14 protein-coding genes and 1 tRNA gene are annotated in these 15,643 nt (G+C 34.9%); 14 read left to right on the top strand and 1 reads right to left on the bottom strand.

What is annotated here, in order from left to right; genetic code table 11:
- Positions 1-460: 460 nt before the first annotated feature.
- The 10 genes from HBB17_RS17595 (at position 461) to HBB17_RS17550 (ending at position 10,630) form a co-directional block, all read left to right on the top strand.
- Entirely contained in the window at positions 461-2,815 is a 2,355-nt protein-coding gene (locus HBB17_RS17595) for a SpoIID/LytB domain-containing protein (protein ID WP_167958809.1), read from the top strand.
- A 299-nt stretch (positions 2,816-3,114) separates the two neighbouring features.
- Positions 3,115-3,199: transfer RNA gene (locus HBB17_RS17590), tRNA-Leu, on the top strand.
- A 432-nt stretch (positions 3,200-3,631) separates the two neighbouring features.
- Positions 3,632-4,153 (top strand): hypothetical protein, encoded by a 522-nt coding sequence (locus HBB17_RS17585; RefSeq protein ID WP_167958808.1) that lies wholly within the window; start codon positions 3,632-3,634, stop codon positions 4,151-4,153.
- 283 nt (positions 4,154-4,436) lie between these two features.
- Positions 4,437-5,111, top strand: coding sequence for a hypothetical protein (locus HBB17_RS20520; RefSeq protein ID WP_238483789.1), 675 nt, complete (start codon positions 4,437-4,439; stop codon positions 5,109-5,111).
- Positions 5,112-5,390: 279 nt separating this feature from the next.
- Entirely contained in the window at positions 5,391-5,816 is a 426-nt protein-coding gene (locus HBB17_RS17575) for a MarR family winged helix-turn-helix transcriptional regulator (protein WP_167958807.1), read from the top strand.
- A 121-nt stretch (positions 5,817-5,937) separates the two neighbouring features.
- Complete coding sequence (locus HBB17_RS17570; RefSeq protein WP_167958806.1) at positions 5,938-6,543, top strand: alpha/beta fold hydrolase; 606 nt, start codon at positions 5,938-5,940, stop codon at positions 6,541-6,543.
- Between the two features lie 123 nt (positions 6,544-6,666).
- A complete protein-coding gene (locus tag HBB17_RS17565; RefSeq protein ID WP_167958805.1) occupies positions 6,667-6,816 on the top strand; it encodes a hypothetical protein in 150 nt (49 codons plus the stop codon).
- A 43-nt stretch (positions 6,817-6,859) separates the two neighbouring features.
- Positions 6,860-7,585 carry a 4Fe-4S binding protein gene (locus tag HBB17_RS17560; RefSeq protein WP_167958804.1) on the top strand — a complete coding sequence of 242 codons (726 nt, stop codon included), beginning with the start codon at positions 6,860-6,862 and terminating at the stop codon, positions 7,583-7,585.
- A 581-nt stretch (positions 7,586-8,166) separates the two neighbouring features.
- Positions 8,167-9,045 (top strand): hypothetical protein, encoded by an 879-nt coding sequence (locus HBB17_RS17555; protein WP_167958803.1) that lies wholly within the window; start codon positions 8,167-8,169, stop codon positions 9,043-9,045.
- A 244-nt stretch (positions 9,046-9,289) separates the two neighbouring features.
- Complete coding sequence (locus HBB17_RS17550) at positions 9,290-10,630, top strand: ArsB/NhaD family transporter (RefSeq protein WP_167958802.1); 1,341 nt, start codon at positions 9,290-9,292, stop codon at positions 10,628-10,630.
- On the opposite strand, the gene HBB17_RS17545 is transcribed toward HBB17_RS17550, so the two are convergent.
- A complete protein-coding gene (locus HBB17_RS17545) occupies positions 10,608-11,411 on the bottom strand; it encodes a sporulation peptidase YabG (RefSeq protein ID WP_167958801.1) in 804 nt (267 codons plus the stop codon). The two genes, HBB17_RS17550 and HBB17_RS17545, sit on opposite strands and share 23 nt — an antisense overlap.
- 200 nt (positions 11,412-11,611) lie before the next feature.
- On the opposite strand from HBB17_RS17545, the gene HBB17_RS17540 reads away from it, so the two are divergent.
- The 4 genes from HBB17_RS17540 to HBB17_RS17525 all read left to right on the top strand — a co-directional run bounded on the left by HBB17_RS17540 (position 11,612) and on the right by HBB17_RS17525 (position 15,456).
- Positions 11,612-12,484 carry a hypothetical protein gene (locus HBB17_RS17540; protein ID WP_167958800.1) on the top strand — a complete coding sequence of 291 codons (873 nt, stop codon included), beginning with the start codon at positions 11,612-11,614 and terminating at the stop codon, positions 12,482-12,484.
- Positions 12,485-12,945: 461 nt separating this feature from the next.
- Positions 12,946-14,658, top strand: a complete 1,713-nt coding sequence (locus tag HBB17_RS17535) for a methyl-accepting chemotaxis protein (protein ID WP_167958799.1) — start codon at positions 12,946-12,948, stop codon at positions 14,656-14,658.
- A gap of 380 nt (positions 14,659-15,038) precedes the next feature.
- Complete coding sequence (locus HBB17_RS17530) at positions 15,039-15,263, top strand: ATP-binding cassette domain-containing protein (RefSeq protein ID WP_167958798.1); 225 nt, start codon at positions 15,039-15,041, stop codon at positions 15,261-15,263.
- A 34-nt stretch (positions 15,264-15,297) separates the two neighbouring features.
- Entirely contained in the window at positions 15,298-15,456 is a 159-nt protein-coding gene (locus HBB17_RS17525) for a hypothetical protein (RefSeq protein ID WP_167958797.1), read from the top strand.
- Positions 15,457-15,643 lie beyond the last annotated feature (187 nt).

The following is a 15,643-nucleotide window of genomic DNA, read 5'->3' as shown; positions in this document are numbered from 1 at the left end:
AGCAGTTCTTTTTCGTGCTGTCAAGGGTGGCGGCAAGCTACCACAACCTATAATATCTGCAATTTTCAAGGTTCATCTGAGCCTTTTTTCTTTGCTCATTTTTTTCATAAATCATTTGACACTATCTAAGTACATTAAATCTTTTTAATTGTATAAGTTGATACCAAAGCCAGTTAGCATTGTCTGATTTGGCCTTGTATCGTAAAAAATGAAAGGAAGATAGAATTAATTGATACAATCTATCCTCCCGACAACTAGTACATCTTAACAAAAAGACTTTTTTTAGTCAATACTTTATCATAATCAAATGGGTAATATAATATATTTACATATGTGGACGTGCAGTATAAAATAGAAACGAATGATTGACTGCATAAGGCGTCTAATCGTCGCATGCCGCAATAGTTAGAAAGGAAGCCGCAAGTTATTCATATGGGAATCGTGGCAAAAGGTATGATTCATGAAACGCAAAATCCTATTAATTATAGTATGTATTCTTATTATATGTGGTATCTTCTTGCGAAATGGTGGAAGCAAGCAACCAGATTCTGATTCTATCAGTCAGCAATTACAAAATCCATTAGAAGAAACCATTTCCCGCGCGCAAGTGGCAAAAATGATCAGTTTTGCTGCATATACGAAAGAAGAATGTGAGGAATTGGAGCGAACGGTTACATATAAAGATACGGATGAAAATCAATGGTATGATAAGTATATCAACGCAATGTATGTGCTAGAGCTAATGGTGGAGAAAGATAAATTTCGTCCAAGTGATTCACTAACATATGGAGAAGCAAAGGAAATCCTGGAAAAATTACAATTGACTGATTATAAACGTTTGAAATTCGATATAGCTGAGAAAGAGAAGGAACATGCAATCAGTTTCAGTAATTGGCTTTCTGTTTATGAATATATCTGTACAGAAATCTATAATTATGTTCCGGAGCAGCAGGACATCTTTGTTGTTATGGCTGGAGGGGATAACAAGGAAGATCAGTGGAAAGTAGTAGGAGAGACGGAAACCTATGGAAGTGAAGGTATCAAATTAACTTCCTGCCTGAACCAGACGATAACTGCCATTGTGAAAGATGGAGAAATCTTAGCAGTGAAGCAAGTTGCCGATACAACCATTTCCTTAAAGAATGTTTGGATTGTGGAGGGAAAGAAACAAGAGGTGTCTGTGTTCATCAATGGGGCCTTCCGAACCTTTCAAACGGAAAATGTATTAGCTGAAGAAATCTCTAATGTAGTGGGTGATCTGATCATTAGTAACAAGAAGATTACAAAAGTATCGGTAAAACCCAATAAGATTTCAGGAAAGGTATTAGCTGCAACAAAAGAGTATATTGAGATTGAAGACTATGGAAAAGTGTATCTTGAAGATGGATACCGAATCTATAAGATATATGGTGAAACAGAATCAAAGGTGAGTAATGCAGTCTTAGTTGGATACACCGTTACGGATTTTGTTATATCCAATGATAAGATTAGTGCAGCATTAATCAAAGAAAGTCCAAAAGCAGAAAATATTCGTGTGTTATTAAAGACTACAGGTTTTAAGGATCTATTCCATAGTAAGGTTATACTCACATCAGACAAAGCATTTACAATAACATATGGAAAGAAAGAGAAGAAGTACAAAGCGAATGAAAAGGTAACCATTAAACCATCCAGCAAGCTCTTAGCAGAGGGCAGACTTCGGGTGGAAACGAAAGAGCAAGGAAAGATTACGATTACCTCCATTGAGCGGGCATATGGTAATCCAAGTTACCGTGGATCCATTGAAATAGCAACGAACGAACAAGGCTTGACTATTGTTAATGAACTTCCGTTGGAAGAGTATCTCTATAGCGTAGTACCAAGTGAGATGCCAACATCTTATGGAAAAGAAGCGATGAAAGTGCAAGCAGTTTGTGCGAGAAGTTATGCATATAATCAACTACTAGGAAATCAATATAGCGAATATGGTGCTCATATTGATGACAGTACGTCCTTCCAGGTATACAATAATGTACAGGAGAATGAAACTTCCATTGAAGCCGTCAAAGATACCTATGGTATGGTATTGAATTATGATAATGAGGTGATTACCGCATATTATTTCTCAACTTCTTGTGGATATACGTCCAGTGCCAATGAAGTCTGGATGAATAACACACCAATTGAATACCTGTCAGGAAAACTTCAGGTTGATGATCAGAAGAAAAAAGAAATTGATCTGACGGACGAAGATACTTTCCGTGATTTTTTGATCAATGACGAATATGATACTTACGATAAAGAATTTGCCTGGTATCGTTGGCAGACAAAAGTATCCTTATCGAAGCTGAAGAAAACGATCGATGCAAATCTTCAAAAGCGTTACAATGCCAATAAGAAACTAATCCTCACTTTAGTCAATGGAAAATACATCAGTGCGCCAATTGATACCGTGGGAACCATTAAGAATATATCCATAACAAAACGTGCTACTGGTGGAGTTGCCACTGAAGTGATCATCAAAGGTTCCAAGAATACCGTTAAGGTAATTTCTGAATATAACATTCGAATCCTTCTTTCACCAAGTGGAAATGATGTTATACGCCAAGATGATAGCAAAGTATCCAATATGAGTTTGCTACCAAGTGCGTTCATCATACTGGATGAAATCAAGAAAGATGATCAATTAACCGGCTATAAGATCCGTGGTGGCGGATACGGTCATGGAGTTGGTATGAGCCAGAATGGCGTAAAAGCTATGGTAGAAGATGGCTTTGCTTATAAAGACATTCTAGAACATTATTATTCTGGTGTTACGATTTCTTCAATCTATTAGTAACGCTAACTTTACACGGTAGAAATTATGCCTAGCATAGATGCTTGCTTTATTTGTGAGGAAAGCTCTCAGAATGCTGTTGGAAAACTGGAGATACCTTTCGGAAACTATCCAAACACGTAGCAGCACTAAGATATCCCAATGAGAAATCTTAGTGCTGCTACGTGTGAAGTCAAGCGAGAGTTCAGTTTTCCTATAGACAAATCTGAAATGCGTATATTGTAGCAAAAAATTGAAAAAATTAAATTATTATATTGACAAATGCTTTTGCAAAGTATATACTAGATTCGTATTGATGAGCAGTTGTGGCGGAATTGGCAGACGCGCAAGACTAAGGATCTTGTGGCCACTGAGGCTGTACGGGTTCAAGTCCCGTCAACTGCATTACTAAGAATTAGGATCAAGTAGAGATACTTGGTCTTTTTTTACATGTATTGACTGGGGAGAAGGGGTGTGTTTAAGAAGTAATGCATTTTTGTGCAATGGTTGACAGGTTTATGCCCGTCAATATAGGGAAAGAGATATGTACAAGTAGGGATAAGTAAGTGTATGGCTGTGAAATTAGAGAAAGAGGATGGGCACCTTTAGGGCACTTTGGAGGAGAATGATTATAGTACTAGATTAACTATGGAGAGCCATATCATGCATTGAAAATGAGATAATTATTCTGCGTTATCTGCTTTCTTCGATGAGAAGTATAAACGTATATAACTGAAACCATGAGGATACTGTAATATAATTACATATGTCACTTGATTCACAATTACGATAAATGTAAAATGAACATACGTTAATTTAAAATTCAAGGAGGGTAAGATGAAATCAATTAGTAAGAAAACTGCTTTAGTTGCAGTAGCTGTTTTAGTTGTTTTGGTAGTAATTATATGTGTATGGTTGCAGTCACGTGGGGATGGAAAAACTGGAATAGAGAAGAATGAAGGATTATCATATTTTACGCAAGAGATTAATGATGGTAAGATAACGGAATTCAATGTGGATCTAATTGTACCAAGCAAAGAAACATTGGTTGATAGCCTGGAGAAGAAAGATTTTACAGTAGAGGCGACTGATAGAGTTTTCGATACAGATATCGTTGGAGAACAGGTATATGCAACAAAAGGCAAAGAATTCTGTGCTATTACATATGCATTATCAGAAAGTGAAGCGAGAGAAGTGTTCAATATATATGAGAGTAAGTATAAGGAGAATGAATACTATATTCTTGCAATGAATGGTAACTATGTCTATTGTTTTAGTAATCACAAAGTATTTAAAGATGCGGGATTTGATACCCTAGCTACAAATGGAATCCTATATCTTAATCATGATAATTATTAATGTTTTACATGTGATAAATTAGGATAAACTTCGGTATACATCATAGAAAATGAAGAAATCAGTTTGGTTTAGATTACGCCACTTTCAATGACTCTTTTGAAAGAAAAATCAAAGAGCGTTATTAAAAACAAGTTCGACCTGGCAAGGACATCGTTGCCAAGAGACATGCTTATTTAGCGAACTTTTCGGACTTGGATTATCAAAAAATGGAGTATTGTTATAATGTTGGACGTTAGAGAATTGAATTTATAAAGTTGAATTATAAAAAAGAAAGGTTAGTGAAATGGATTACTTAAAAATTATTTTGTGTTTCATTATTGCTTTATGTATCCTAGCAATATGGTTTGGATTGCTGTCTGTAATTAGTACGATATTAAAAAAAAGTAAAAAGCCACTATTATTACATTTTACTACTATTTTAGCAAGTATACCTATCATATGTGTTACATGTTTTATGAATGGTTATGATTTTATGAATATACATAGTTTTGTAAATATTAAATTGTACTTAATTACTTTAGTAACAGCAGGGATTACAGCTCTAATCATATCAACAAAAGAAAATCGAAATTATAAATATGGAAGAGAGTTGCTATGGTGGGGAATTGACGGTGTATTTATGGAAATACCACAGCGCCTAATGATGCAATCATTCTTATATGGTATTATGAAATTACTAAAGGTTCCAAGGATAGACATTTATACAATAATTGTTACTTCATGTATTTGGTGTATTGGAATTGCAATACAGAATAAAATGATGAAGCAACGGTTTGGTCGTGAATGGTTCCTTGAGACGTTATCGTCATTCATTTTTTCTATGGGGATAGGATATGTATATCAAGAATCTGGATTATTAGTTATTTCAATGTTGGGACATTTTTGTGAGAGATTATTTAGTAATTACTTAATAAAAAATAAGTCATATAATAAAAATACGTTTGATAAGCAAGACTAGAAATATAAAAAATACGTATGTAAGTTCTATCCATTAATATGATACACAGAACCGTACCATAAATGGGCGTATACTTATATAAAAAGATAAAAGTGAATATAGAAATAGAGAAAAAGAACGGGGATAACTCGTTCTTTTTCTTTATGACAAAAGTTAATATATAAGCACATGATTCATCTTGTACTCAGATGATAGAAAACAGTCAAATTCAATTGACTTAATTTACCGAAAGCTATATAATAATAGAACGAAGTACGTTCTATTTAAGGAGCAAATGTTATGAAACAGGATTTGAGATTCCAATTATCAGAGTTATTGCATGAGATTATGAAGAAGAACAAAGAAATTTTTGACTGTGGCGACTATCATAATTTGGTTGAACTTTGTGAACAGGACATTACAATCTTAGCTAAGCTGGAGAATCGGGATCATCTCACAGCAAAAGAAATCAGTAATATGTTGGATTGTCCTAAAACGACGATTGTTACTGCAGTTTCAAGATTAGAGAAAAGAGGGTATCTAAAGAAAATTCAGAGTACCAATGATAAGCGTGCGATGTACTTAGTTTTGACAAAGAAAGGAAGGAAAACAAATAAAGAACATTTTGCGTATGAAAGTATGATTCTGTCTGCACTGATCAATCGATGGAATGAGTCAGATCAAAAACAATTGGCAGAAATAATAGCAAGGAGGGAACCATTTTAATGATACAGAATTATAAGATATTTGGTGACCAACCAGTAGAACTTGTAATTGAAATGGGGTTAGGATCTTGCCTAAGTGAATGGATTCCAGTAGCAAAAAATTAGCAGAGAAATATGGAGTCATGGTATATGAAAGATCAGGAATTAACAAGAGCTCGATATCTAAAGAGAAACGAACCCCTCATAACATAGCAGTCGAATTATATTCTTTGTTGGACCAAGTAAAGCATCAGGAGAAAATCATTTTATTTGCACATTCCCAAGGGGGATTATGTGCACTACAATTTTGCAGATTATATCCAAATCTAGTGAAAGGTATTATATTGCTAGATCCTTTAGCGGCAAAGGACTATGAATTTAAAGATAGATTGACTAAGAAAGAATATGCAAAATCAGGAGTCGATAAGAGTCAGAATTTTAATATTATGAAGACTCTTGCTAAACTTAAGTTAGGGTGGATTACGAAAAAGTTACTGAAAAATGCACCTCCATTTTATTACTACAAGGAGTATTCAAAAGAGGAGACCAAAGATATTTTGAGTTGTGTAGATTCTCCAGTACATGCAGCAACAGTATTAGAAGAGTACATATATGCACATGATTTAGAAGAAATAAAAGGATTATTAGAAAAGTCAGATTTTCCTGATATTCCTCTTGTATTAATTACACATTCTTATGAGTTAGCAATTGAAGAAAATATGAAATTAGTGCAAGTGTTGGTAATGTGAGAACTACTTCGATTTTGGAATTCAATGGGGAGAAGTAAATCCAAACAGGTTAGGTTATTTCAACATATGGAAAAGAACGTCTTAGAAATTTGCCAGGATATATAATTAGGAAAAGCAAATAACATGGAGAAAGAGATGATTCCATATGGGAAGATACTATATCGTATTTCTAACAAAAGAAAGGAAGATATAGAATCAATGGTTGTCCAAGAGATGCGATCAAATATGGGAGAAAAACCATTGGAAAGAAAAGATATAAGATCAACGAAATAATTCAAAACAATACCATGGTTTACGAAAAGGAGGAATGAGATAAATGAGAAAAAAAATTTTATATGTGATTACAGTAATTACATTTCCCTTAATGGTTTTCAATTTTTTAGCAGTATTATGTGTTCCGTTTCTAAGATATATTGACGCTGGATTAATACATAATCTTATGGTTATCGAAGTAAGTATGTGGTGTATGATTTTTTTGTCTTCTCTATTTTTTCAAAAGGCACATTGCTCCCACAGCTGCGCTGTGTCGGGAGTATTTGAAATCATTAGTAATTTGAAAAAAGATAAGGATATTATGAACACGAAGTATCCAAAAGTATTGAAATATATAGTAACTTCTTTATGGTTTTTAGGTGCGGGGTATGTATTTGTAAATGCACTAGGAAGGCATTTTACATGGTTTGATGCGCCGGCTATATTTAGTGATCCATTTGTAGTCTTGTATTATATGCTGATTTTTATTTCAGGAGTATTATGTACAAGCATTGGCAAAAGTAAAGTAGATCATTTTATATGTCCATTGTCACCTTGGATTATAACAGGAAGTAAGCTAGGCAAAAAAATGAGACTTCCTTCTTTGACAATTGTGACAGATTCAAGTAAATGTGTAAAATGTAGGAGATGCAGTAAGGCGTGTATAATAAACCAGGATGTTTGCCAAAAAGTTGTCAATGATCATTTTGATCAACAGGAATGTATGAACTGTTTTGAATGTGTGAATGCTTGTAAAACAGGTGCCTTAAAAAGAAACTGGTTAAAATAGGTAAGGACTATTATGAAATGACAATTAATTATTGAAGATAGATAATAAAGATGAAAGCGCATTTGATATTCGTGACGGAACCGTACCATAAGTAACGGAGAGTTTTACTGAAAATTACAATATTTTTATAAATGATACTAGTACCTATTCTAAAATGGATAATGTACTAGTATTTTTTATATTAGAATGAGAATCTATATATGCAGTAAATCGTGGAAAAATTATACAAACTGTATTATGATTATGTTATGGTACTAAGGGGAGAAGGTGGAAGTATTGATGTCGAACAAATGTATGTAAAAGAGAATGCTGGTGAACCATATCATAAATAAGTGGAGAGCGCGTTAAAGACGCTCTTTTCTTGTTTATAGCAAAGAGGGATACGATGTTCACTGAAAGATATTCAAAAAGCACGAAATCCAAAAATTGACATCATCCATTATCCGAGTTATGATAAATCAAAAATATAAGTGCGAACCTAGTTAAGAACAATTAATAAAAGATAATGCGCAGAAGTGGTTAATTTTGAATTAAAATGATTTCAAAATAAGAAAAAGCAAGGGAAAGAAGGAGAGAATGCAATGGATCACATAATGAATTGGCTTCTTGAAGAAGATACACCAGAAATAAGATATCGTACCATGGTTGAACTTCTAGGAATGGCAAAAGATGGGAAAGAAGTAAAAGATGCTTATGATCAGTTACTAAGTTCGAAAAGTCTTAGTTTAGTCATGGACAAGTTCAAATTGAACGATAAGTGGGAGGATGTCAATGCGCTCCTTACACTTGCTGAATTTGGATTAACACGAGATGATGTAATGATTGATGAGTATGTGGAACGGATCATTAAGAAATTAAATCGGAGCATGAAGTGTGCAAAGATACTGTTACTAAGAAATTTGGTAGCATTAGGGTACTATGAGCATCCTTGGGTAGAGAAAGAAATTAATTTGGCCTTAACGAATATACGACAGGATGGAACTGTTCGTTGTCTGGATGCAGGTAAGAAAAGAAATGACTCTAGATTACCAGACATGGGTTGCTATAGGCAAACCACGACCTATCTTTTGCTTGGAGCTGAACTGAAAAAGAAAGGCATTATCTTACTACAGTTTGATCCAGTGGTGAATTTCTACATAAGTCATGATATTATGTTTCACACAGATAATCCGGAAAAGATGATTATCAAGGAAATGACAGGTACATTTTTCCCAATTGATCATGTACATATTGGTTTACAGATTATCATGTATGGGATTTCAATATTCGGTGCGGGGAATCATATGCAATGCAAGTGTGCATGGGAAATGTTGGATAGCAAGAGAGACGTTGAGGGAAAATATATTCTTACAGAATCCTTCCAGAAACCTTATTTTGATGTTGGTACGGTGGGACAAGCAAATAAGTGGGTAACACTATATGTGTTGCTTTCAAAGATGTATCGATCAGGGGGAAAGTAAATTGAATTGCGAGGCCGATTAAGGAGTAATAGACTTCTGTGTAATGGTTGGTGGGGTGATGCCCATCAACATGAGGGAATAGATATGTACAAGTATGGGTAAGTAAGTGTAGGTTTGGGGAATTGAAAAAAGAATATGGGCACCTTTTGGACGCTTTGAAGGAGAAGGATTTTGTAATCCATTAGAATAACCTATCCTTATTGATAATATAGTTAAGTGTAATGTACTCTTTGGAGGCTGTAATATGTACTTGACACTATTTATAATAGTTTGTGTATATCTTGGGATCATACTATGTACCAAAAAAAGAATCGGTATTACATTGGTTGGATCTGGATTGTTATTGATGACGGGAAAGCTCACACATTGCTTTGAACCAGCAGAGGCATTTAAAGCATTTCCAAGTGAGATTATTATACTGATCATCACACTTACTTTATTTACGAATATATTTGAGCATATGGGTTTCATAAACTTTATTGCTTATCAGTTCTTGCAGCTTACCCGTAGAAAAAAAGCATTGATCATAATCTTTATGTCACTGCTTGTATATTTTATTTCCCTCTTTATGAATAACCTGACGGTTGTATTATTCTTTAGCTCCATAGCACTTTACATGACATTGGAATATGACTTGCCTGTAATCCCATTGCTTGTCAGTATCATCATTGGTTCTAATATTGGAGGTGCACCGCTTCCTTGGGCAGATACACCGGCAGTCGTTTTGACCCTTTATTCCGATTTTACTTTAGTCGACTTTTTAGATAAACTTTTCTTACCATGCCTGGTATATGCGATCGGTCTGGCTTTGTATACATTTATTTGGTATAAACGATTAGCGCCGCGTAAGAGAGAGAGTCCGTTTGCAAAAAAACCACATGTAGATTGGAAGAAATCTCGTAAGTTCCTGTTCCTATTCCTGATTTATATTGTTGCAATCAGTATTGGTCCATTTGTAAATATTTCAATTGCATATATTTCATTATTCTTTGCGGGTATTTTACTTTGCCTTGATAGAAAAGACGAGATGAGGATTTTGAATGAACTGCCTATCTTGGATTCCATTGTGTTCTTTATCACACTGTTTTTAATCGGTGGTGTGTTGCAAAGCAGTGGAATCCTATCAACAGCTTCTGCGTACATCATTGGATTATCAAAGAATAATGTTTATTTTATTGAGTTATCGATTTTATTTATTGCTTTCTTAACGGCAACTTTTTTGTCAGCAGGCCCGGCTGCGGCTACGTTGCTTCCAATCTGTAAAGTGCTGGATCCGCTGATACCGAGCAAATTAGTTTATGCTGCACTTGCACTTGGAATCTTATGTGGAAGCAGCATGTTACCATGGTCAGCAACGGGGGGGCCGATTATGCTAAGCCAGACAAGAGAGTTTATTGATAAAAAACTAAGAGGTCCAAAAGCAAGACATATACATGTTGCACCGGAGAAGGTAGAAGAGATCAAGAAGATCTTTTCATTAAAATCATATCTTGCATTTTCAATTCCATTTTCTTTCCTAATGTTATTGTTAAGCGGGATATACGTAGTCAGCTATATATTCCTTATTTCTTTTGGTAGGGACTAGGAGCGAGTCGTCTGCACTGACCTCTTGTTTCAATGCCACCAAAGCCGGATAAGCCGGAAGGAAGATTTTCTGCTATTGACTCCATTGACAGATACTCTGTAACGGAAGTAATCGCAACCTTACATGCGATTAAGACAGGTTCTGTGACATTTATCATAACGCGGTCAGGAGAGCTGGCAAAATTAGCACCGGCTTCCATAAGTGCTTCATAATAGGATTTACATCCACCTGCGATGATGACTAGATCATCATAGTTTCGGCTATAGTTTCTTGCAATCCGAATCGATTCTAAAAAATATTTGGAGTTAAGGTAGGAATTCAGATTTTTAGAAGTAGATTGTGACTTGCTGACGGAATCATGACCAGTGATCACAACGATATTCGGTTTATGTTGATTCAGTAGATTCATGATGTTACGGGGCTGCTTTTCTTCATTGACAGGATAGCCGATCACAGGGATTCCAAGACGCTTATAAAGTGTTATGCATTCTTTTAGGTAAAAACGATTTCCATCAATATGAAGAATTTTAGCAATGTAGTTGTTTCCTAAGGATTTCTCATTCAGGAATAGCGGAACCTGAATATTTGTTGAAACAAGACAGTGTTGTTTGTTCGAAGGTTCTGTCAGTGACCTAGCCAGTTCAAGGTCACTGATTGCAGCATCAGCGGCTAAACGATATTCTAAACCGCATAATCGGGCTTGTTTATTTTTTATGTCCTCGATTCGAAACTGTGTATCGTGGTGATATGAAATACGTGTGACAATATCCCCATTTTGCATACTTCCCACTTCCAACAAGTTTTCTATAGCATTATTATATGCTAATTTGTCATATTTGTTCTAACTAAATCGAAATATGTTGAGATTGGTTTAAAGTTATCTAATTAACAAATATAATGTCACAATAGGGAGCACATCATCATATAGTAGTATTGTAATTAAGTTATTTGAATCATTCAAATTAATGGAGTGGTTAATGTATGAATTGTCAGCGTAGTAATAATTACAATTACCTAATGAACGGGAATATGAATTGGAGTATGCCTCGAAATACCAATTATAATATGGACTATGGTACGGATTTCAACTCAGATTTCAATACGAATCGCCATATGCGTTCAACTATGAAAGGTCCTTTTTCAAACAGAGTTTTAAACCCAGGTTTTGAAATACCAATCGATTGTGAATGGGAAACTAAGTTTTGGAATACGACTGGTCATGTTGTACGTACTCAAAAAAATGAACTAGTTCATACTGGGCAGTTCGCAGCATTTCTTAGTGAATGTGCAACGTTGAGCCAGACAATCTTCCGCGTGGCTCCAGAACGTCAGTATGAATTTAGCTTCTATGCTAAATTTGGTGAGAGAGATAAAGATAAAGATATAGATGAAGATAAAGATGAAGATAAAGAAAAAGAAAAGGAAAACGGCGAAAAAGCGAAACAGTCTGCACAGGAAGACAATGGTGGCAAGGAAAAACAGAAAAATGAGAACACCGTTCAAGCACATGAAGTAAGTGTTTCTAATATGGATCTGGTATATGCAATGAGCAATGGTAATGATGGAAAAAATAAAGACAAAGATAAGAAACCAAATCATAAAGAAGATTTAGGATTAACTGCAACAGTTACATTCTTGACAAGAACAAGAGAATATAAGGCTGCTGAGATTGAGATAAAAGCCGGAAGTTTAAATGATACGTATGGTTACTATCGTACGATTACACCAGTAGTCCCATGTGATATCATTGCAGTTAGGATCGGATTTGATGCTTCTGAAGCTAAGATCAGGCCACATGTACCACATCATCTTGGAATTGCTATTGATGACGTATCTTTTAATCGAGTTAATTAACATCTCTGATTCCAGCTACAGAGTGTTGCCCGGATTTAGTGACTAATATAGTCGATTGCGATACAATCCTTTTTTGTACGCCGATGGTCGTTAAATGCATATAATTATGTACCAGGCTGGCTGGTTTCCAGATGACAATTGAATATGGTTTAGTACTCATCCTGAATGTCGAGCCAAAAATGAATTTTGCCATGACGCAGTTAGGATGGGGCTAATAAACAGGTTGCTAGAGTAAATCCTTTTAAGTGGAAGATCTGGCAGCCTGTTTATTTATGCGGATAACGAGCCAGGCGTTATATTTGCCATTCATTTTTACAATGTAAGTAAATCTGCCGAAAATTGTGAAATACGTACAATTTAATAGGAAAAGGTAAATAAAAGTACCAATTTTCAATGAATTATGGTAAGATGGAAGAGTCGTTCAAAAGACATAATTTCAACAAAAGAGAAAGGATTAAAGTATGGGAATTAGAAAAAGGATACTGTTATTAGTAACTGGTTTATTTATTCTTTTAATGGCTGGTACCATGTTCGTGGTAAGTAATCAATTAAACAAAAACATGGAGACACAGGCGGGAGAATCAGGTGTATCAATTGTACAAGGTGTTGTTGATATGATCGATACGCAGCAATTTGATAATATTTTAAAGAGTCAGGATATGAATAATACATATTATCAAAGTCTGTACAAATATTTCACCAAGATTGCAGAAGAAACAGGAATGCTCTATTTATACGTTGTATATCGCGATGATAATAATGTCATGCATTATGCGCTTAGTTCAGGAGTGCAGGAAGCGTTAGGAGTAGAGGCTGGGGAATTTGACATAGGTTCTATGACGATTGATGCTTTGAATAGTGGAACATCGAATGCTACACCTGTTTTATACAATAAAGGGTATGGCTATTTAATGACATGTAACGTACCAATTATTGATGAGAGTGGAAATGTCTTAGCCGTAGCGGCAGCTGATTTTTGCAAAGATAATGTCAAAGCACAGTCAAGACATATGATATTAATGATCGGAATCGAATTGTTGATTGGGTGTTGCGTTATAATGACAATCATTAATCTGTGTATTGATTGGAATGTTTCTCGTCCGATAGTACAATTGGAGAAAGCGCTTAAAGAAATTTCCAAGGGAGATTTTTCACATGAGATCCCACAAAAAATATTGAATAAAAAAGGTGAGGTTGGTAGAATTGCTCGAGCGACAGAACAATCACGTCAGTTTGTCGGAAACTTAATTCGAGGTATTATTAAAGTTGGAACTTCGATTAATGATACATTGGAAAAGAACTATGAGGATGTGAATTTCCTTACAAATCAGACCAATAGTATTGTAAACTTAAGTAGTAATGTTTCAGATGTATTAAAGTATACAACCGAAACCACAGTACATATGAGAGATACTTCTGTGCAAATTGATGCTTCTTTAAGTACAATTCGTCAGGAAGCTGAGAACGGTGTAATGGAGGCAGATCAAGTAAATCATGCGGTGAATAGTATAAACCAGAAGATTGAAGAATCAAAAAATCATTCTGTTACTATGTATCAAGAGATTCAAGAGAAAATGAATCGCATCCTAAGAAAAGCAGAGAACATTGAAATGATTAATGAATCAGTAGATGTGATTTTACAGATAAGCAATCAAACAAATTTATTAGCATTGAATGCATCAATAGAAGCAGCACGTGCTGGTGAGCTTGGAAAAGGTTTTGCTGTTGTAGCAGAAGAAGTTAGAAAACTTGCAGACGAGTCGAAAACGGCAACTGCTCTAATTCAGGAGAAAGTTCGTCTGGCAATTGAATCCGTACAGGAATTAGTCGATAATACAAATTATGTATTTGAGTTTTTAAATCGAGATGTAATGAAGGATTATGAACAATTTCTTTCTTCCGGTCAAGATTATGCAAGCAATTCGTTGAAGATGAAATCTCTGTTTGATAAATTTTCAACGACAACGACATTTTTAAATGAGTCCGTTACTGGTATGAATCAATCCATTCAGGAGATTGCCAACTCTGCAATTTCCTCGGAAGATGATGTTACGAGTGTATTTTCAAAAGTAGCGCAGGTGAATGAAAAAGCAGATGGTATTCAGAAAGAAATGCAAAATATAAAAGAAGATATGAACAGCTTGATACAAATGGCAAAAGATGTATTAGTATAAAATTTTTGAAGACGATAAAAGGACAATAGCAAGTATTAAACCATTCTATCTGCACTTGACAAAGTCGAACATTGTCAGAAGCAATGATTAAGAAGTGGATTAGAACGAATTATTGTGCTGTTCAATGTCCTGTCAATTACATATAGCGAGAAAAGCACTCGCATTAGAAGGATTAGGATCAAACAGAGAGGTTTGGTCCTTTTTCCTTTGTGGTGTGTATAACAATAAGTGGATTCTTCCGGATCGTTAAAAGAATTTCCATTGGTAATAGGGATTGCTGAGATGATAGTTGTGTTAAGGGCATGTTAATTTACGGAAATTGTATTTTAAACTTAAAAGAAGTTGTTCCATAGTTGTTTTTTTATACCTAAGGTAATGGTATGTATCTTGAAGTAAAAAATGTAAAGAAATTCTATGGATTGAACGGAAATCGTATCGAAGTTCTAAAAGGCATTAATTGCAAAATCGAAAAAGGACAAATATGCGTATTACTTGGACCATCTGGTTCTGGAAAATCAACATTATTGAACATCATCGGCGGCATCGAAACGCTTGATGAGGGGCAGATCATAGTTGAAGACGACATATTAAGGTATACCACTTGAAGCATTTGCAATCAAGAAGTGTTATGATATTGCTTTGCAGAAGGTAAATGGATATATTGATATATATACACCAACTTCGTCCTATGCATTGATAGTAGTAATCGGAATTATAACATATTTTATCATTAATGCGTTCCATATCATTCGAGTGAAGAAGATTGATATGACGACTGCTTTGAAGGCACGCGAATAGAAGGAAAATCTAGTAAACTAGATAGGCAGATGGGGGAATAGATATATTATGGCGGAGTGGATTTTGATATGCCCCCTGTCAAGTAGACAGGTTAAATATCTAAAATGAGTGTTTACTGAATGACCATACTTCGTATGAGGTATGGTCATTTTTTATGCACACCATTTTTCTTTGTATTTTTTGATTC

This window comes from Anaerosporobacter faecicola (genome assembly GCF_012070565.1).
In the GTDB taxonomy this organism is placed as follows: domain Bacteria; phylum Bacillota; class Clostridia; order Lachnospirales; family Lachnospiraceae; genus Anaerosporobacter; species Anaerosporobacter faecicola.
Note: the sequence above shows the minus strand (reverse complement) of the source record. Positions and strands in the feature narration are given on the sequence as shown.